The 18,282-nt window shown below is 70.1% G+C and carries 16 protein-coding genes; 11 read left to right on the top strand and 5 right to left on the bottom strand.

What is annotated here, in order from left to right:
• The first annotated feature begins 2 nt into the window (after positions 1-2).
• Entirely contained in the window at positions 3-752 is a 750-nt protein-coding gene (locus AMYBE_RS0131635; RefSeq protein ID WP_020663403.1) for a hypothetical protein, read from the top strand.
• Here AMYBE_RS0131635 and AMYBE_RS0131630 read toward each other — a convergent pair whose 3' ends face one another.
• Positions 753-1,706 (bottom strand): Gfo/Idh/MocA family protein, encoded by a 954-nt coding sequence (locus AMYBE_RS0131630; RefSeq protein ID WP_020663402.1) that lies wholly within the window; start codon positions 1,704-1,706, stop codon positions 753-755.
• Complete coding sequence (locus tag AMYBE_RS0131625; RefSeq protein ID WP_020663401.1) at positions 1,703-2,809, bottom strand: DegT/DnrJ/EryC1/StrS family aminotransferase; 1,107 nt, start codon at positions 2,807-2,809, stop codon at positions 1,703-1,705. The genes AMYBE_RS0131630 and AMYBE_RS0131625 overlap by 4 nt, the downstream gene beginning before the upstream one ends.
• Before the next feature lie 163 nt (positions 2,810-2,972).
• Here AMYBE_RS0131625 and AMYBE_RS0131620 point away from each other — a divergent pair, with 163 nt between their 5' ends.
• Genes AMYBE_RS0131620 through AMYBE_RS0131590 form a run of 7 tightly spaced genes read left to right on the top strand, consistent with a single transcriptional unit; the run spans position 2,973 to position 9,492 of the window.
• Complete coding sequence (locus AMYBE_RS0131620) at positions 2,973-3,704, top strand: acyl-ACP--UDP-N-acetylglucosamine O-acyltransferase family protein (protein ID WP_027928209.1); 732 nt, start codon at positions 2,973-2,975, stop codon at positions 3,702-3,704.
• 13 nt (positions 3,705-3,717) lie between these two features.
• Positions 3,718-3,990, top strand: coding sequence for an acyl carrier protein (locus AMYBE_RS0131615; protein ID WP_020663399.1), 273 nt, complete (start codon positions 3,718-3,720; stop codon positions 3,988-3,990).
• Positions 3,983-4,714, top strand: a complete 732-nt coding sequence (locus tag AMYBE_RS0131610; protein WP_020663398.1) for an SDR family NAD(P)-dependent oxidoreductase — start codon at positions 3,983-3,985, stop codon at positions 4,712-4,714. Before AMYBE_RS0131615 ends, AMYBE_RS0131610 begins: the two co-directional genes overlap by 8 nt.
• A 55-nt stretch (positions 4,715-4,769) precedes the next feature.
• Entirely contained in the window at positions 4,770-6,179 is a 1,410-nt protein-coding gene (locus tag AMYBE_RS0131605; protein WP_020663397.1) for an AMP-binding protein, read from the top strand.
• Entirely contained in the window at positions 6,176-7,228 is a 1,053-nt protein-coding gene (locus AMYBE_RS0131600; RefSeq protein WP_020663396.1) for a LuxE/PaaK family acyltransferase, read from the top strand. The genes AMYBE_RS0131605 and AMYBE_RS0131600 overlap by 4 nt, the downstream gene beginning before the upstream one ends.
• Entirely contained in the window at positions 7,225-8,469 is a 1,245-nt protein-coding gene (locus tag AMYBE_RS0131595) for an acyl-CoA reductase (RefSeq protein ID WP_020663395.1), read from the top strand. Before AMYBE_RS0131600 ends, AMYBE_RS0131595 begins: the two co-directional genes overlap by 4 nt.
• Positions 8,470-8,484: 15 nt before the next feature.
• Complete coding sequence (locus tag AMYBE_RS0131590; protein ID WP_020663394.1) at positions 8,485-9,492, top strand: lysylphosphatidylglycerol synthase transmembrane domain-containing protein; 1,008 nt, start codon at positions 8,485-8,487, stop codon at positions 9,490-9,492.
• Positions 9,493-9,719: 227 nt separating this feature from the next.
• Here AMYBE_RS0131590 and AMYBE_RS0131585 read toward each other — a convergent pair whose 3' ends face one another.
• Positions 9,720-11,639: a DUF6541 family protein gene (locus tag AMYBE_RS0131585; protein ID WP_051124804.1), complete on the bottom strand. Its 1,920-nt coding sequence runs from the start codon at positions 11,637-11,639 to the stop codon at positions 9,720-9,722.
• 197 nt (positions 11,640-11,836) lie between these two features.
• On the opposite strand from AMYBE_RS0131585, the gene AMYBE_RS0131580 reads away from it, so the two are divergent.
• Positions 11,837-13,357 carry a hypothetical protein gene (locus AMYBE_RS0131580; protein WP_020663392.1) on the top strand — a complete coding sequence of 507 codons (1,521 nt, stop codon included), beginning with the start codon at positions 11,837-11,839 and terminating at the stop codon, positions 13,355-13,357.
• Positions 13,358-13,421: 64 nt separating this feature from the next.
• The gene (locus AMYBE_RS0131575; RefSeq protein WP_020663391.1) at positions 13,422-14,150 is read left to right on the top strand and encodes a lysophospholipid acyltransferase family protein; all 729 of its coding nucleotides are present in this window, start codon (positions 13,422-13,424) and stop codon (positions 14,148-14,150) included.
• A gap of 115 nt (positions 14,151-14,265) precedes the next feature.
• Here AMYBE_RS0131575 and AMYBE_RS0131570 read toward each other — a convergent pair whose 3' ends face one another.
• Entirely contained in the window at positions 14,266-15,090 is an 825-nt protein-coding gene (locus AMYBE_RS0131570; RefSeq protein ID WP_245573285.1) for an HAD family hydrolase, read from the bottom strand.
• Positions 15,091-15,147: 57 nt separating this feature from the next.
• Between AMYBE_RS0131570 and AMYBE_RS0131565 the strand changes: the two genes are divergently transcribed.
• Positions 15,148-16,035, top strand: a complete 888-nt coding sequence (locus AMYBE_RS0131565; protein WP_027928207.1) for an LLM class flavin-dependent oxidoreductase — start codon at positions 15,148-15,150, stop codon at positions 16,033-16,035.
• 195 nt (positions 16,036-16,230) lie between these two features.
• Here AMYBE_RS0131565 and AMYBE_RS0131560 read toward each other — a convergent pair whose 3' ends face one another.
• Positions 16,231-18,243, bottom strand: a complete 2,013-nt coding sequence (locus tag AMYBE_RS0131560; protein ID WP_020663388.1) for a DUF6541 family protein — start codon at positions 18,241-18,243, stop codon at positions 16,231-16,233.
• Between the last annotated feature and the right edge of the window lie 39 nt (positions 18,244-18,282).

Below are 18,282 nucleotides of genomic sequence, written 5' to 3'. Positions count from 1 at the left end.
AAGTGAGCGACGACGAACTCGACCGGCTCCGTGCCGCGTTGCACGAATCGCCCGCGGAATCCTTCGCCGCGCCCGACTTGGACCGGATTTTCGCCGAGGGCGGGCGGATTCGGCGCCGACGGCGGTTCCTGACGTCGGCCAGCGCGGTGTTCGCCGTGGTCGCGGTCGTCTTCGGCGCGGTCTGGCTGCGCACCCCGGGCACCTCGCCGCCGCGGCAGTTGCAGGCGGCCGCGGCACCCTCGGCGTTGTCCACCGCCCCGTCAGACCCGGTGCCGTCGACCACCGCCGCGCCGACCACGAGCGAATCGCGGCCACTCGGCAAGATGATCACGACCGGCACCTACAGCGGAGACGCGCAGCTCGTCTTCTACGCGACGGAAATCGACGATCCGCAGACCATGCCGGATGTCCAGTTCGGCGTCGTGGCCGGGCTCCGCGAACGCGACGGCGACCTGCGCCCGCTGTACTTCGCCAACGAAACCGAAGGCAGCGACCGCTCCTTCGGTTTCCATGCCACGTCGGGCGGGATGACCGTCTCCGGCACCTGGGTGCCGGTCTACGGCTACTTCGCCGGGCCGGCCGCGCGCATCGTGACCACAGTGGACGGCCGACCGGTCGCCGCGAATCTCGCGCGCTGGAGCCAGGACCCCGACGTCGTGGTGTTCTGGTTCAACCAGAAGGACGTGCCATCCGCGGACCGGGCGACCCCGTTGGTCGCCTACTCCGCGGACGGCACCCGCCTCACCAGGTAATCAGGCCGCCTCGGCCAGCACCTGCGCCACGACCTCGTGCGAGGGCAGGATCAGCGCCCGCTCGGTGTCCGCGTCGACCTTGCCCTCGAGCAGGTCGACGAACCGGTCCAGCTGGGTCGCCAGCGGCTCGCGCGCGCTGACCAGCTCGGGGATCTCGATCACCGTCTGCTGGCGGTAGCCGAGGCCGTCCGGGGTGACCGAATCGTGCGAGACGTGCCGGTAGATCGTCACGTCGCGGCGCAGCAGGTCGATCTCGACCATCCGGTCCAGTTCGGACACCATCAGCGAACGGACCTTGCGCTGCGACAGCCGCGAGGCCGATACGGTGGCCAGGCCGCTCGGGAACGACAGCACGGTCTCGATGGTGTCCTCGGCGCCCTCGACCGACTGCGGGTGGAAGTAGCCCGCGCTCGAGGTGACCCGGCCGGGAGTGGCCCCGCCGAAGAACTGGATCGCCAGGTCGACGTCGTGCACCAGCAGGTCCCACGCGACGCCGGTCTTGATCCGCGGCGCGTACGGTCCGTGCCGGCGCGCCATCAGGTGCACCGGTTCGTTCACCAGCGCCCGGGCGGTCATCACGGCCGGGTTGTAGCGCTCCAGGAGCCCGCACATCAGCGGGACGTCCTTCTGCGCCGACAGCGCGACGATGTCCTGGGAGAACTCCAGGCTGTTGCACACCGGCTTTTCGACCAGCAGCGGCTTGCCTTGGCCGAGAATCTCCTGCGCCAGCTCGTAGTGCACCTCGGTGGCCGAGGCGAGCACCACCGCGTCCACATCGGACAGCGAGCCGATCTCCGGCGTCCACTGCGTTTCGAAGCGGTCGGCGACGGCGCGGCCCGCTTCTTCGCGCGGGTCGATCACGCGGGTCAGGCTGACCCGGTCGTTCTGGGACAGCACGCGGGCGTGCAGCGATCCCATGTTGCCGGTGCCGACGAGTGCGATGCGGTGAGTCATGCGCCAAGCACCTCGCGAACCGCGGCGACGATCTGGTCCACGTCGGCTTCGCTCAGGTGCGGGTGCACCGGCAGCGAAAGCGCCTGCGCGGCGACGTCGGCCGCCACCGGGAAGTCCTCGACCTTCGCGTCCGGGATCAGCGGATGGCCGCGGTAGCACTCGTAGTCGAAGACGATCTTCGGGTAGTAGATCCCGTTGCCGATGCCCCTTTCGGTGAGGGCGGCGGCGACCTCGTCGCGCGACAGCATCGCGTGCGGGCCGACCAGCACGGTGTACTGGTGCCAGACGTGCTCGCGGCCGGGCAGCACCTGCGGGATGTCCAGGCCCGGCGTGCCGGCCAGGCCCTCGGACAGCCGCTTCGCGTTGGCCTGGCGGGCCGCGGTGAGCTGGTCCAGCTTCGCCAGCTGCGGGATGCCGACCGCGGCGTGCAGGTCGGTCATCCGGTAGTTGTGGCCGGCCATCTCGTACTGGTAGCGGGCCTTCATGCCCTGGTTGCGCAGCACGCGCAGCTTGTCGGCCAGCGCGTCGTCGTCGGTGGTGATCACACCGCCCTCGGCGGTGGTCACGTTCTTCGTCGCGTACAGCGAGAAGCAGCCGATGCCATACGATCCGGCCGGCTTGCCCTCGAACGACGCGCCGACCGCCTGCGCCGAGTCCTCGATCACCTGCAGGCCGCGCTCGGCCGCGAACGGCGCGAGCTTGCCCATGTCGGCGGTCTGGCCGTACAGGTGCACCGGCATCAGGACCTTGGTCCGGTCGGTGACCGCGGCGGCCACCGCGTCCGGGTCGATCGCGAAGTCGTCGCGCCGGATGTCGGCGAACCGGACGGTCGCGCCTGCTTCCAGGATCGCGTTCAGGGTCGCGACGAAGGTGAACGGCGTGGTCACCACCTCGTCCCCGGGCTGCAGGTCGAGCGCCTGCAGGGACGCGACGAGCGCGGTCGTCCCGTTGTTCACGGCGATGGCGTGCTTCGTGCCCGCGACCTGCGCGAAAGCCTCTTCGAAGCGCTTGACCATCGGTCCCTGTGCGATGGCGCCGGATCGCAGCACCTCGACGACCAGGTCCTCCGCGTCTTTGACGTCGACCACGGTAATGGGGATCATCGGCAGTCTCTCTCGGCTGGGGATTTCGGTGCGTCCGGTACAGTGAGCCGCCGGTTCTGCGCCCGGACCCCTGCGTGCACGCGGGCCACACGTTACCGGGCGCCGCCGCAAGCCCTTGACCCCAGGCCACACCGGCCGGACGCGACGAAACGGATCAGCGACTGTGTCACCTGCGGCACCCAACCGGATCCACCCCACTGCAGTCCTCGGCGAGGGCGTGGAGCTGGGCGAAGGCAATGTCATCGGACCGTACGCGGTCATCGTCGGGCCGACCCGGATCGGCGACGGCAACTGGATCGGCCCGCACGTGACGATCGGCACCCCGGGCGAGGACCGCGGCGGTCCGCATCCCGTCGCCTGGGAGGGCGCGCCGACCGGCGACCCGGGCCAGGACGGCCACGGCGTCGTGATCGGCAGCCGGAACCGCGTCCGCGAGTACACCAGCATCCAGCAGGGCACCTGGCGGGCCACCACCCTCGGCAGCGACTGCTACGTGTTGCGCGGCAGCCACATCGGGCACGACGTGCTGGTCGACGACCAGGTCACGCTCGCCTGCAATGTCATGCTCGGCGGGCATACGCACGTCTGGCCGTTCGCGAACCTCGGCATGGGCACTGTCGTGCACCAGGGCGGCAGCATCGGCCCCGGCGCGATGGTCGGCATGGGCTCCGCGGTCCGCCGGGAGGTCGGTGCGTTCACCATCACGGTCGGCAACCCGGCACGGGTGACCGGCGTCAATGTGGTCGGGCTGTCCCGCCGCGGCCTGGACGAGGCGGCCGTCGAGGCGCTCGGGCCGTGGGTGAAGGGCAAAGGCGACCTCCCGGCCGACGGCCTGCCTGAAGAACTCTCTACCTTGGTCAGGGCGTGGGACGCACGCCCGCGCGAAGAACACTAAGTGCAAAGGAACCATGACTGTGTCTGACGCTCAGGCCGCGAGGCCGGAAGTCGCCCCCAAGCTGCGCGAGGTCTTCGTCGAGGCGCTGGACCTCGACGGGGACGTGGATGTGGAGAACCTCAAGTACCGCGACCTCGAGGCGTGGGACTCGGTCGGCCACATGGCCCTGGTCGCCGCGATCGAGGACGAGTTCGACATCGAGTTCGACACCGACCAGGTGATCGACATGTCGAGCTTCAAGGTCGCCGTCGACATGGTCGCCGACCTCGTTTCGAAGAATGACTGATCTGACCGGCCGCGTCGCTCTCGTCACCGGCGGGACGCGCGGGATCGGCCTGGCCACTGTTCGCGCGCTCGTCGAGGCGGGCGCCACCGTCGTGCTCACCGGGCGGGACGAGAGCCGGGCGAAGGAGATCGCCGCCGAGGCGGGCGCTGCCGCCGGGCTCGCGCTCGACGTGACCGACGCCAAGGCGGTTTCGACGCTGGTCCGCGGGGTCGCGAAGGAGCACGGCGCGCTCGACATCGTGGTCGCCAACGCCGGCGTCCTCGAGGACGCGCTGCTCGGCATGATCAGCGACGACCTGGTCGACCGCATGTTCTCGACCAACGTCGGCGGCACCATCAACACCGTGCAGGCCGCTTCGCGGGTGATGAGCCGGCGCAAGTCCGGCGCGATCGTCCTGCTGGCGTCGATCGTCGGCGAGCGGGGCAGCGCGGGGCAGACCGCGTACGCCGCGTCCAAGGCCGCTGTCGGCAACATCGCCCGGTCCGCGGCCAAGGAGCTGGGCAGGCACAACATCCGGGTCAACGCGGTCGCGCCCGGGGTGATCGAGACGGACATGACGTCCCACCTCGGCGAGAAGGTCATCGCCGAGCGCATCGAAGACACCGCGCTGGGCCGGCTCGGCAAGGCCGAGGAGGTCGCGAAGGCGATCCGCTTCCTGGCGAGCGACGAGGCGTCCTTCGTGACCGGCCAGGTGCTGGGCATCGACGGCGGCCTGGTGTTGTGACGGCCGGAGCCGGTGCGAACCGGCGGCCGCCGCACGAGCACGACGAGGAGATTCGGTGAATCTGGTTGGCGCAGGGTCCCGGCTGGTCGACGTGGCCGGGGGCGGCACGCTGGCGGGCGAGGAGCTCACGGCGGAAATCGAGCGGTCCGCGGCCGCGCTGGCGGAGCTGCCGCCCGGCGTGCTGTTCGCGCGGATGTCGCTGGAGCTGGACAGCGTGCTGAGGTACCTCGGCGCGTTCGAGGCGGGCCGGGCGGTCGCCTTGATCGACCCGGCGCTGGACGCGGACGTGCTGGCGGGCCTGATCGCCCGGTTCCGGCCGGCCGCGGTGCTGGCCGCGCCCGAGGCGGACGCGCCGGACGGGTACCAGGCGGAGAACGGGCACTGGGTGCGCGAATCGGCCGACGGCACGGTTCCGCACCCGGACCTGGCCGTTCTGCTGCCGACCAGTGGTTCCACCGGTAACCCGAAGCTGGTCCGGCTGTCTCGGCAGGGGCTGCTGGCCAACGCGGACGCGATCGCGCAGGTGCTGCGGATCGACGCGGACGAGGTCGCACCGACCTGCTTGCCGCTGCACTACAGCTACGGCCTTTCTGTGCTGAATTCGCATTTGGTGCGCGGCGCGACGGTGGTCATCGAATCGTCTGGCGTGCTTGGCCGCGGTTTCTGGGATTCGGTGAAGGAACACGGAGTCACTTCGCTCTCCGGCGTCCCGTATCACTACGAAATGCTGCGCCGGCTGAAGTTCGACCCGGCGAAATACCCGACCCTGCGCACCCTCACCCAAGCGGGCGGAAAGCTGCGGGACGAACTGGTCGCCGAGTTCAACGAGAAGATGCTCGCGGTCGGCGGCCGGATGTACGTCATGTACGGCCAGACCGAGGCGTCGCCGCGGATGACGACGGTGCCTGCCGAGCGGCTCGCCGACAAGCTCGGTTCGGCCGGTCCGGCGCTGCCCGGCGGCGCGTTCTCGATCCGCCGGGACGACGGCGAGGAGACCACGCACCCGAAGATCGTCGGCGAGGTCCTCTACCGTGGACCTAACGTGATGATGGGGTACGCCGAGGACGAAGCAGGGCTGGCCGCGGGAGACGAGCGCGGCGGGCTGCTGGCCACTGGCGACCTCGGGTACCTCGACGACGAGGGCTACCTGTACATCACCGGCCGGCTCAAGCGGATCGGCAAGGTGTTCGGCAACCGGGTCAGCCTGGACGACCTGGAGCAGGCGGTGCGCACCGCGGCGGTGGGCATCGACGTGGTGGCCGCTGTCGCGGCGGGCGACAAGGTCGTGCTGTTCGCCGAACTGCCCGAGGGCGACGGCGCGAAGGCGATCTGCAAGGACGCCGCGCGGGCGCTTTCGGAGCGGCTGCACCTGCACAGCAGCGGGTTCGACGTCCGGCCGATCGACACCGTGCCGCTGCTGGCCAGCGGCAAGATCGACTACCGGTCTCTGGAAGGACGGGTATGAGTGTGTTCACGCGCTCGCAGGCGGAGCGGGAAGCGGTCCTGCTTCCCGAGCTGACCGAGCTGACCGCGCACCACCGGGCGAACTCCGCCGGGTACGAGCGGATCCTGAGCTCGCTCGGAATCGCGCCGGACGCCTCGTTCGGCGCGATCGCCGACCTGCCGTGGCTGCCGGTGCGGATGTTCAAGACGCACGATCTCAAGTCCATCCCGGACGCCGAGGTGTTCAAGACCCTCACCTCCTCGGGCACCACCGGGGCCGGTGCGTCGCGGATCTACCTGGACAAGGAGGCGGCCGGCGCGCAGACCAAGCAGCTGGGCGCCACCCTGCAGGAGGTCCTCGGCGGCGAACGGCTGCCGATGCTGATGGTCGACACCATCGGCATCATCAAGAACCGCCGGTCCTTCTCCGCGCGCGGCGCGGGCGTGCTCGGCATGGCCAACTTCGGCCGCAAGCACACCTACGTGCTGGACGAGAACGACCGGCCGGACGTCGAGGCGGTCAAGAAGTTCCTCGCCGAGTACGGCGACAAGCCCTTCCTGATCTTCGGTTTCACGTTCATGGTGTGGCAGTACCTCTACGAGGTGGCCCGCGAGAACGAGCTGGACCTGTCCAACGGGATCCTCATCCACTCCGGCGGCTGGAAGAAGCTGATCGACCGCGCGGTCGACAACACCGAGTTCCGCCGCCGGTTCAAAGAGGACACCGGGCTCACCCAGATCCACAACTACTACGGGATGATCGAGCAGATCGGCACCGTGTTTCTCGAGGGCCCGTCGGGGAACTCGCTGTACTGCCCGGACTTCGCCGACGTGGTGATCCGCGACCCGGAGACCTGGGAAGAACAGCCGGTCGGCAAGCCCGGCGTGATCGAGGTGGTGAGCACGTTGCCGAAGTCGTATCCGGGGCACGTCCTGCTCACCGAGGACCTCGGCGTGTACAACGGAATCGACGACGGCGACTGGCCGGGCAAGCACTTCTCGGTGCTCGGCCGGTTGCCCAAGGCCGAGGCCCGCGGGTGCTCGGACACGTTCTCGGGAGCTGCCGCGTGAGTGTTCTCGAACAGCGTTTTCCGCTCGGCGGCTCGGTTTCGGCCGACGCGCTGCTGGACGAGGTGCGCGAGGAGCCGCCCGGCGGACGGCTGACCGTCGGCGACCCGCGGGTGGTCGAGTTCGTCACCAAGTTCGCCCGCAAGCTGCTCGCGCCCGCGCTGGCGCGCCGCTTCCCGGAGCTGGCTTCGCTGGGTTTCTTCCTGCGCAAGGGAGAACTGGCCAAGTCGCTTGCGACGTTGGAAACCGCGGGCGACTCGCTGCGGTTCCCGCGCGGGCTGGTCTTCCACGTTCCGCCCGCCAACGTGGACACGATCTTCGTCTACTCGTGGGCGCTGTCCGCGCTGGCGGGCAACAGCAACGTGGTGCGCGTTTCGTCGCGTTCGGCCGGGGCGGCCGAGGCGGTGCTGGAGGCACTGAACGCGGCGCTCGACGACGTGTCGCCGGAAACCGCGGCCACCATCCGGGCCACCCAGCGGATGGTCACCTACGAACGCAGCGACGAGGTCAGCGGCGCGTTGTCGCTGGCCGCCGACCTGCGGGTGATCTGGGGTGGCGACGCGTCAGTGGCCGCGCTGCGGAAGTACCCGCTGGCCCCGCACGCGCGCGACCTCACCTTCCCGGACCGCTCGTCGTTCGCCATCGCGTCGGTGCGCGGCTGGCAAGAAGCCACTCCGGAGCAGCGCAAGGCCGCTGCCGAGGGCTTCTACAACGACTCGTACTGGTTCGACCAGGCCGCCTGCTCGTCGCCGCGCGCGGTGTTCTGGGTCGGCGACGCCGAGTGCGCGCAGGCGGCCGGGCACGAGTTCCGCCGGCTGCTCGCCGAGGTGCTGGTCGCGAAGCAGCACGTCACCGAGCCGGCGATGGCCGTGCAGAAGCGGGTGTCCGCGTACGGCGCGGCGGTGGACGGCCTGGTGTCGTCGATCCGCTTCGACGGCAACGCGCTGGCCACGCTCGAGCTGGCCGACGCTACCGTGATGCCGCGCGAGTGGCTGGGCGCGGGCACGTTCGCCAACGCCTCGGTCGAATCGCTGGCCGAACTGGTTCCGATCGTGCAGCGCAAGGACCAGACGGTGAGCCAGTTCGGCTTCACCCGCGAGGAATTGACCGATTTCGTGACAGCGCTGGCCGGCCGCGGGGTGGACCGGGTCGTGCCGTTCGGGTCGGCCCTCACCTTCGCCGGGGTGTGGGACGGCTACGATCTGCTCTTCGAGTTCAGCCGACTGGTCACGGTTCAGGCCTGAGGAGCTGAGAAAGCAGTGACGACCGTACGCACACCCGGGGACGAGACCCCGTCCGCGGAGGAATCCCCGGCTAGTCCGAAAGCCCGCAAGTCCACCAAGGCGCGGGTGCTCGACATCGTGCGCTGGGTCGCCATCCTGCTGGTGATCGGGTTCGCCGCGAAGAGCCTGGCGTCCAATTGGGACGAATTCTGGCGCACGCTGGACGACGTCGCCTGGCAGTCCTCGGTGCTCAGCCTGCTGGCGCTGGTGGCGTCCATCATGGTGTCGACCTGGGGCTGGCAGGTCCTGGTCGACCACCTGGGCAAGCCGATCGGCTACGCCCGCGGCGCACAGATCTGCCTGGTCGGCTCGCTCGGCAAGTACGTGCCCGGTTCGGTGTGGGCGTACCTGCTGCAGATGGAGCTGGGCCGCAAGGCGGGCCTGGCGCGAGCCCGGATCTTCACCGGGTCGCTGATCCAGCTCGGCGTCGGCGTGGTGTCCGCGCTGGTCGTCTCGCTGCTCGCGGCTCCGGCGGTGTTCAGCAACAGCCCGCGCGCGATGTGGCTGTTCGTGCTTATTCCGGTCGGACTCGCGCTGCTGCACCCGCGCGTGCTGACCTGGGGCACCTCGCTGGTGCTGAAGATCCTGCGCCGCCCGCCGCTCGCCGAGCCGCTGGGCTGGGGCGTGGTGGTCAAGACCTTCGGCGCGTCCATGGGCGCCTGGGTGCTGCAGGGCGTGCACCTGTGGCTGCTGGCGAACTCGGTCGGCGCACCCGGCTTCAACGGCCTGATCCTGTGCGTGGGCGCGATGGCCGTCGCGATGACGGTCGGCACCTTCGCGTTCATCCTGCCCAGCGGGGTCGGCGTTCGCGAGGTCGCCCAGGTCGCGGTGCTCACGGCCAGCGGCCTGACGGTCGGCCAGGCGACCGCGTTCGCGGTGGCGTCCCGGGTGATGTTCACCGTCGCGGACCTGCTGACCGCCGGCTTCGCCGCGCTGGCCGCGAAGCTGTCCGCGCGGCGGGCGGTTCCCGCCGACGCCGCCTGACGGTCGAGTTTTCCGGGAGACCGGTCAAGCGCACCGCGCTTGGCCGGTCTCTTTTTTTGCGAGCTTCGACCGGCTAGCGGCAGCGGTGCTTTGCCTGCGTTCGCGAGCTGCCTGAAGGTTCGCACTGCTTGGCCCGGTCGGTGCCGTCCGTCTGGAATACGGACGCTGAGCGGTCGGAAAAGCGGAACGGCGGCAGGGAAACCCTGCCGCCGTCCGGAAAACGCCGCTCAGCCGACCAGCTGGTAGATCACCGCGTCCTGGTTGCGGTAAGCCTCGCGCAGGAACGGCTTGCCTTCCAGCCCGATCATCCCCTTGTCCGAGTACGCGGGCTTCGGCGGTGCCGCCGGGCGGCCGAGGATCACCCAGTGCACGTTGAGCCGTTTCACCGCCGCGCGCACCTGCGGATCGGTGTCGTAGTCCCGGAAATGCAGCGCCAGGGTCAGCGCGTCCGTGGGCGGGCTCGTCTGGTCGTCGTGTGCGGCGACGGTGCGGACGCCGCTCAGCGCATAGGTCCAAACCGTGCCGTCGAAGCGGTCGTTCATCGCCCACTCGCCGGGCTTGGCCAGCTTGCCCAGTTCGACCATCGCCTTTTCCTCGTCCGGCGTGATGACCAGGGTGCGCGGATTGGCGGCGCGGTAGCCGGCGGAGACGATATCCCCGTTGGTGCGCGCGTAGAGGCCCTTCGTAACGCCGAGGAAGCCCAGGAACACCAGCGCGGCGAGCGCGGCGGGCGGCACTCGGGACGGGAGCCGTTGTTTCAGCCAGTCGTGCAGTGCGGCGACCCCATGGCCGGCGATGAACGACAGCGGCACGATCGCCATCGACACGAACCGGTACGGGTCGTCCCACCACGGCCGCGACAGCGCCATCACCAGCTTGGCGTCCGACGAGGCCACCGCGATGTAGAACAACCCGGTGGCCAGTGCGGTGAGTCCGATCCAGCGCAGTGCGCCGAGTTTGCGGAAGAAGATGAAACCGAACAGCAGCGCCACCGACAGCCACACCTGCGGGAACTTCTCGAAGTGCTGGAAGCCGAGCAGGACGCCGAGCGCGTCGGTCGCGCGCCGTTCGATCGGCCAGCCCCAGTACGGCAGCGAGCTGTTCGCCAGCCCGATCGCGCCGAACAGCTGCAGCCCCGCCACGAGCACCGACACCACCGCGATCGGCAGCAGCGCCAGCAGATCCCGGCCGATCAGCCGCCATTGCCCGACCCATCGCTGCACCAGCAGCGGGGCGGCGAAGAGGATCGCGCCGAACAACGCGGACGAATGGATGCAGAGCAGGCCGACCGCCCCCGCGATCAGCAGGAGGCCGGTGTCCGGGGCGACCCGGTCGAGGTAGCGGCGCAGCACCACGGCGGCGAGCGGGGTAAGCGCCAAGCCCAGCAGGAACGGGTACAGCGGACCGCGGTCCATCGACTCGTAGGTGCTCATCACCGGCGCGACGGACGCGAGCGCGACCGCTCCGGCGAGCACCGCGCGGCCGCGGAACACGTGCACCACCGTGACCAGGGAAAGGGCGAGCAGACCCGGCAGCAGCGCGGTGTTCACGTCGAGCGTGAGCGGGATCGAACCGCCGCTCAGCTGGTACTGCACGGCCGCGAGCAGGTGGTAGGCGTTCGGGTAGAACGGCGGCGAAGCGTCGCCGTACCAGTTCACGCTGCCGGTGCCGAAGAGGCTGCCATTGCCGGACTCGGCGATGTAGCGCACGCCATTCGCCGCGTACGGAGCGTCTCCACCCTGCGCGATCGCGCCGAGGTGGCCCATGCCGCGTACGGCGGCGTAGAAACCGATCGCGGCCGCGAGCACCAGGCAGGCGCCGACTGCCCAGTTCGCCCGCGGTTCCCAGACCCGCTGCTCCGGCTCGGGCGGCCATCGGCGCACGGTCAGCTGCCGGACTCCGAACGCGACAGCGGCGAAGATCGCCGTGGTCAGCAGATAGGTCCAGACATTGAACGGAAGCCCGATGACGTGCATCCACGGGCCGGCCAGGCCGCCGATGGCGTAGCTCAGCAGTGGCGTCACGCCGGCTAGCAGCCAGCCGCGCAGGCCGGCCAGCGCACCGGTGATCAGCCCGGGAATCCCGAGCACGAGCAGGCAGCAAGCGATGCTCGCCACTACGGACAGCAAGGAGGGTTCGCTCGGCACAGTCTTCCTCAACTGGTGGGGGTGTCCGCCTTGCCCTCGGGTGGCGGATCGGAATCGCTGCCCAGGTTAGCTGGCCGCATATACACCCGAACGGCTTATGTCCGGGAAGCGTAGCGGCGCGCTTGACTGGAACCGGTGAAGACGGTCCGGCGGGGGCTCGGCCGGACGGGTGAGGGGCGCGGGAAGCAGGGGGACGCGTGATTTACGCGGTCGTGGGGGGATGGCTGGTGCTGGCCGCGCTGGTCATTGCCGCGTGGCAGCGGATCGCGCACGACCGGCGGTGGCGGATCGCGGCTTTGGCGCTCGTTCTCGGGTTCGCGTTGCTGCATCAGCTGCTGTTCGCCACGGTGACGGAAGACGCGTATGCCAGTTTCCGGTACGCGCAGAACATCGCGGACGGCGCTGGTCCGGTTTTCAACGCGGGCGACCGCACTGAGGGATACGCGAACTTTCTGTGGCTCGTGGTGATCGCGTTGCCGCGCGCGGCGTTCGACGCGGCCGTGCCTGCTACCGCGGTCGTGCTCAGCGCTGCTGCCGCGCTCGGGTGCGTTGCAGCGGCATACTTCCTCACTAATCGCATAGTCGTGCTCGCGCTTCCCGCGGGGGTGCAGCCGCGGCGCGCGCTCGGCGTCGCGGCCGCGCTGCTTACCGCTGGTGCCAACGGCCTTGCCGTGTACGGTCCTTCCGGCACCGAGTTGCCGATGTTCACGCTGTTGGTCCTTTGTGTCGGGTGCGCCTTGGTGGCGCGCCGTCCGGTCGTTGCGGGAGTGCTGGTGGCCGGCGCGGTGATGACGCGTCCGGAAGGGCTGGTCGTCCTGCTCATCGCCGGGCTGTGGCTTGCGTACGCGGCCTCGCGCGGACGGCATACGTGGTGGGCTCCTGCTGGATTTGTGTTGGGCGCGCTCGTGTTTCTGGTGCCGTGGACTGCGTGGCGGGTCACCTACTACCACCACTTCGTCTCCGGCGAACTGCCGTCGCTGGGGCCGGACTGGTCATATCTCGGCAGTTTTTCCTTGGCGCACTTGGCTTTCTTGCTACCCGCGGCAGTAGCGGGCGGGTTCCTGATCGCGATCCGCGGCCAGGCGGGGCAAGCACGGTCCGCGCTGTGGCTGTTGTTCGCGTTCGCCGTCTGCCAGGTCGCGTTCGTGCTGATCTTCGAGACCGATACCGGCTTGTCGTGGCGGCTGCTCGCGCCGGTACCGCCGTTGCTCGCGGTTTCCGCAGTGGCGGCGTACGGCGTCCTCGCTTCGGCGCCGCGGCCACGTACCGCATCGCTGGCAGTTCCGGCGGCCGCCGCGGTGCTCACCGGCGTCGCGGTGGCAGTGTCGGTGTCGGACCCGCAGATGCTGGCGAGCGTGCGAACGTGGCACAACCAGGGCGCGCAGCTGGCGGAGATCGGGGACTGGCTGGCTCGCTACCTGCCGCCCGGGTCCGTCGTGAGCGCGGGGACGCCCGGTTTGCTCGCGAGCCGCGCTGGGGCGCAGGTGCTCGTCGTCGGCCTGGACGCGGACCGCTCGACCCTCGCCTTGCCCGATCGATCGGGCTACGCGTCGCACCAGGACTGCGCCGACGACTTGTCCGCCTGGTATCGCGTCGCGACCTTCCAGCGCACCGGCACGCCGTACTGGATCTCGGTGTACCCGCGTGCCGAAGACGCGAGCCGGCTCGTCGAAGGACTCGACCGGGCACCCGGCTTCCGCTACGTCGCGTGCCGCTGAAGTGTGGCGGAACCGACTGCCTCGGTTGACGGGCGAGTAACTTACGGTCCCGTAACCTGGAGTCATGGCTGATCTCGTGTACCCGCCCGTCATAGCCGCCGCGCGGCTGATGTTCCGGCTGCTCGACAACCGTCTCCGGGTCACCGGCGCGGAGAACGTGCCCGCGACCGGCGGCGCGGTGATCGCGTGCACGCACATCAGCTACCTGGACTTCATCTACTGTGGCCTCGGGGCGCTGCCAGCCAAGCGGCTGGTGCGGTTCATGGCCAAAAAAGAGGTCTTCGACCACCGGATCTCCGGTCCGCTGATGCGCGGCATGCACCACATTCCGGTCGACCGGTCCGCCGGTCAGGCGTCGTATGCCGAGGCGGTCGAGCGGTTGCGGGCCGGGGAAGTGGTGGGCGTGTTTCCGGAGGCGACGATCAGCCGGTCGTTCACCGTGAAGGAGCTGAAAACCGGGGCGGTGCGGATGGCCGCCGAGGCGGGAGTGCCGGTGGTGCCGATGGCGCTGTGGGGGACGCAGCGGCTGTGGACCAAGGGGCGGCCGAAGGAGCTCACCAAGCGGCATGTGCCGATTTCGGTGGTGATCGGCGAGGCGATGCGTCCTGGGGCCGAGGAGTCTTGCGAGGCCCTCACTGCCGATCTGCGGGCGCGGATGGCGGCGTTGCTGGAGAAGGCGCAGTCGGAGTATCCGGCGACTCCCTCGGGCGAAGACGACCGGTGGTGGCTGCCCGCGCATCTCGGGGGAACCGCGCCCACTCCGGAAGAAGCCGCCGAACTGGACCGCCGCTGACGCTCCCGTCGTGGAGCGGGTCGCGCTGTCCGTGATGGGCCCCTTGCGGGACTTGGATTCCCGGAAGGGGCCCTTCACGGACCGACTGCGCACGAGGCTGGAGTCGGTCCGCGGGTTAGAACCAGCGCTCCAGTACCTGCGCCACGCCGTCTTCGGTGACCGGCGCGGTGACCTCGTCCGCGACCGCCAGCAAGGATTCGTGGCCATTGGCCATCGCGACGCCGTGCCCAGCCCACTGCAGCATCTCGATGTCGTTGGGCATGTCGCCGAAGGCGATCACCGCCTCCGACGGCACGTCGAAGCGCTCCGCGAGTTCGGCCAGGCCGGTCGCCTTGGTCACGCCGTGCGCGGCCAGCTCGATCAAGCCGCCGGAGGACGAGTACGTCACGTCCACCGCGTCGCCGACCAGCGTGCCGACCGCTTCGGCCATCTCCTCCGACGTCATTCCGCGGTGGCTGACCAGCAGCTTGATCGCGGACCTGCCCAGCACCTCCGCGCGCGGCGCGATCCGGCTCTCCTCGTCGCCCCAGGGATTGTGGTACTCCGGCTCGATCACGAAGTTGCGCAGGTCGTGGTCGGCCGATCCGCCGCCGACCCGTTCCGCCGCCAGCCGACAGCCGGGCAGCGCCTTGTCCAACGCCGAGGCCAGGTCGTGCAGCAGGTCAGGGGCCAGTTCGCCGTGCACAGCGACCACCTCGTCGGCGCCGATGTCCAGCAGGACCGCGCCGTTGGCGCACACCGCGTACCCGGTGAGGCCGAGCGGTCCGGCGACCGGCGCGATCCACCGCGGCGGGCGGCCGGTGCACAGGGCGAACGGGACGCCGTCCTCGACGACTCGCCGGACGAGAGCGATCGTGCGCGACGTCACCGCCTCGCTGGGGCCGAGCAGCGTGCCGTCGACATCGGATGCGACCAACCGGGGTTTCTCCACGGGTCCCATTCTCCCGGTCGCTGCCCGTGCGAGCGAACGTCGGTGCCGGACGCTACCGTCGGCCCCGTGCGAGCAGGCATCGTGATTCTTCCCGAGGACCGTTGGTGGGCAGCCGAGCCGAAGTGGCGGGCGGCCGAGGAATACGGCTTCGACCACGCGTGGACCTATGACCATCTGGGCTGGCGGTCACTGGTCGACGGCCCGTGGTTCTCCGCCGTGCCCACCTTGACCGCGGCGGCCATGGTCACCTCCCGGATCCGGCTGGGCACGTTCGTCGCCTCGCCGGTCGCGCGGCATCCGGTGCCGTTCGCGCGGGAGCTGATCACCCTGGACGACGTGGCCGACGGGCGGTTCGTCCTGGGTGTGGGCGCGGGCGTCGACAGCTCGCGCTACGACGCGCAGGTGATGGCCGGGCCGGAGCTCACCGCGCGGCAGCGCGCGGACCGGTTCACCGAGTTCGTCGAGGCGCTCGACGGGCTGCTGATGACCGACAAGTTCGATTTCGACGGCGAGTACTACACCGCTCGCGGCGCCCGGAACCTGCCGGGCACGGTGCAGCGGCCGCGGCTGCCGTTCCTGGTCGCCGCCAACGGGCCGCGCACCATGACACTCGCTGCCCGGTTCGGCGCGGGCTGGGTCACCACCGGCCGCGGCGGGCAGACCCTGGACGAGTGGTGGACCGGCATCGCCGAGCTGGTCCGTACGTTCGAGCAGCGGCTGGAAGCGGCCGGGCGCGAGCCGGCCGGCATCGAGCGGCACCTGAGCCTGGACGCCGCGCCGGTTTTCTCGCTGAGCAGCGTCGCGGCGTTCCGCGAGGCCACCGAACGGGCTCGCGAGCTCGGCTTCACCGACGTCATCGCGCACTGGCCGCGGTCGAGCGGACCGTACGAGGGGCACGAATCGGTGCTGGAGAAGGTCGTCGAAGAAGTACTGCCCGGGTTGAAAACCGAGTAGCTGCTCCATTCGGGTGGCCTGCGCGGAGGTGGGAAACCCGGCCCGCCGGTCCGGCGTCAAGGCAGACGAGAAGAGGGGGAGCGGCTTCGCGGGGAGGCCGCCTTCTCGGGGGTAGTGGGCGCCCTTTTCCAGGGCGCCGGGGACGGGAGGTCTTCGGGACCGCGGCGGGGGCGGCCGCGGTCCCGAAAACCCGCCTCACCTGATGATCGTGTAGATCTGAGCGCCGGGGTTGCGGTACTCCAGCTTCAGGAAGTCCATTCCGGCGAGACCGGTCAGCCCAGGCGAGAACGGTACGTCCCTCGCGATGGAGCCGCTGCCGACCAGCACGTGGTGCACGTTCAGCCGGCGCACCGCCTCCCGCACGTGCGGGTCCTGGTCGTAATTGCGGAAGTACAGGGCGAGGTATTTCGCGTCCGGCGAGATCGCTCCGCTGCCGTCGTAGTGGCCGGCCACCGGGTGCACCCCGGTCAGCGCGTACATCCAGGCAGTGCCGTCCAGCCGGTCGTTCAGCACCTTCTGGTCCGGCGGGATGCCCATCCGGCCGAGGAACTCCATGGCCGCGATCTCGTCCGGGCTGACCGGCGGCGTGACCTCGCCCTCCGGGCCGTTGTAGTACAGGAACGACACCGCGGTCGCGTTCGCCGTCCGGTAGAAGCCGCCGGTGAGCACCGCGGTCGCCGCGACGACCGCCGCGGCGGTCACGATGCCGAGCCGGGACACCACCTGCGGACGTTCCTTCGCCCAGCCGATCGACCGGACCAGCCGGGCGATCCAGCGCTGCACCTCGGCCATCCCGTGCCCGGCGAGCAGGCAGAGCGGGATCGCGGCGAGCGCCATCAGCCGGAACCGGTCGTTCCACCACGGCCGCGACAGCGAGATCACGAGCGGCACGTTGCCGTACGACGTGACCAGCACGAACAGGCCGGACAGGCCGAGCGCGGACACGATCAGCCAGCGCATCCGGCCCAGCCGCAGGAAGCTCAGCACGCCGATCGCGAGCAGCGCGGTCAGCCACAGCTGCGGCGAGTGCAGCACCTGCTGGAACGTGGCGAGCATGTTGAGCGCGGACATGACCGGCAGATGCGAGCCCCACGCGTTGTACGGGTACGCGCCGGAGGTGAACTGGATCGCGCCGAAGATCTGCGGCACCGCCAGCAGAACGGCGAACACCATCACCGGGATGGTGAACAGGATGTCGCGGCCGATCGCGCGCAGCCCGGCGCGTCCTTCGGGGACACCGTCGACCGGCAGCTTGCGCAGCGAGCGGTACCAGCGCTGAAGCACCAGCGGCGCGGCGAAGAGGATGCCGCCGAACAGCGCGCTCGAGTGCGCGACGAGGAGGCCGTCCGCGCTGAGCGCGAACACCAGCCCGGTGTCGACGCCCGGGCGGACCAGGAAGCGCTGCAGAGCGACCACTGTCAGCGGAGTGAGAACGATGCCCAGCGCGTACGGGAGCAGGCCGCTCGAAACCGACTCGTACGCGCCCGTAGTGGCCGCTGCGGCGATGAGCGCCGTGCAACCGGCGTGCACCGCCCGGCCGCCCATCTGACGGACGAGCGCGACCATCGACAGCGCGAAGATGCCCGCGATCGGCATGGTGACGGCGTTCAGCGTGACCGGGATGCTCGTCCCGGAGATCTCGTACACCAGCGCGCCGACCAGGTGGTACCCGTTCGGGTAGAAAGCGCCGTTGGGATACCAGTTGATGGTGCTCATGCCGGTGAGCGAGCCGTCGCCGGTGTCGGCGATGTAGCGGATGCCGTTCGCGTGGTAGACGGTGTCCCAGCGCTGGAAGACGGCTGTCGTGCCGCCCCGTGCGGAAAGCACCACGGCGATCGACAGCCCGACCGCGACCACCACGCACGCGGCGACCGCCCAGTGCGCCCGGTTCGTCCAGACCACCGGCGGTTCCTCCGCGCCCGGCCTGATCCACCCGCGTACCAGGCAGAGCCGGCGCACGCCGTACGCGACGCCCGCCAGCAACAGCGTGCAGGCCGCCGCGGTGAGGACGTTGTAACGCAGGCCGACCATCGCGAGCCAGGGACCGGCCAGGCCGGTGACGGCGTAGCTGAGCAGCGGCGCGAGGCCCGCGAGGGCCCATCCGCGCAGTCCCGCGGCACGTCCGATCAGGGCGCCCGGGACAGCCAGCACGGCCAAGTAGGCGGTGACCGCGCCGAGATAGGTCCAGAAGGTGTCGGGTGCAGGCATGTTCTCACGTGTGTAGTGCGGGTAAAACCTGGCGGGATG

The organism is Amycolatopsis benzoatilytica AK 16/65 (genome assembly GCF_000383915.1).
Taxonomy (GTDB): domain Bacteria; phylum Actinomycetota; class Actinomycetes; order Mycobacteriales; family Pseudonocardiaceae; genus Amycolatopsis; species Amycolatopsis benzoatilytica.
Note: the sequence above shows the minus strand (reverse complement) of the source record. Positions and strands in the feature narration are given on the sequence as shown.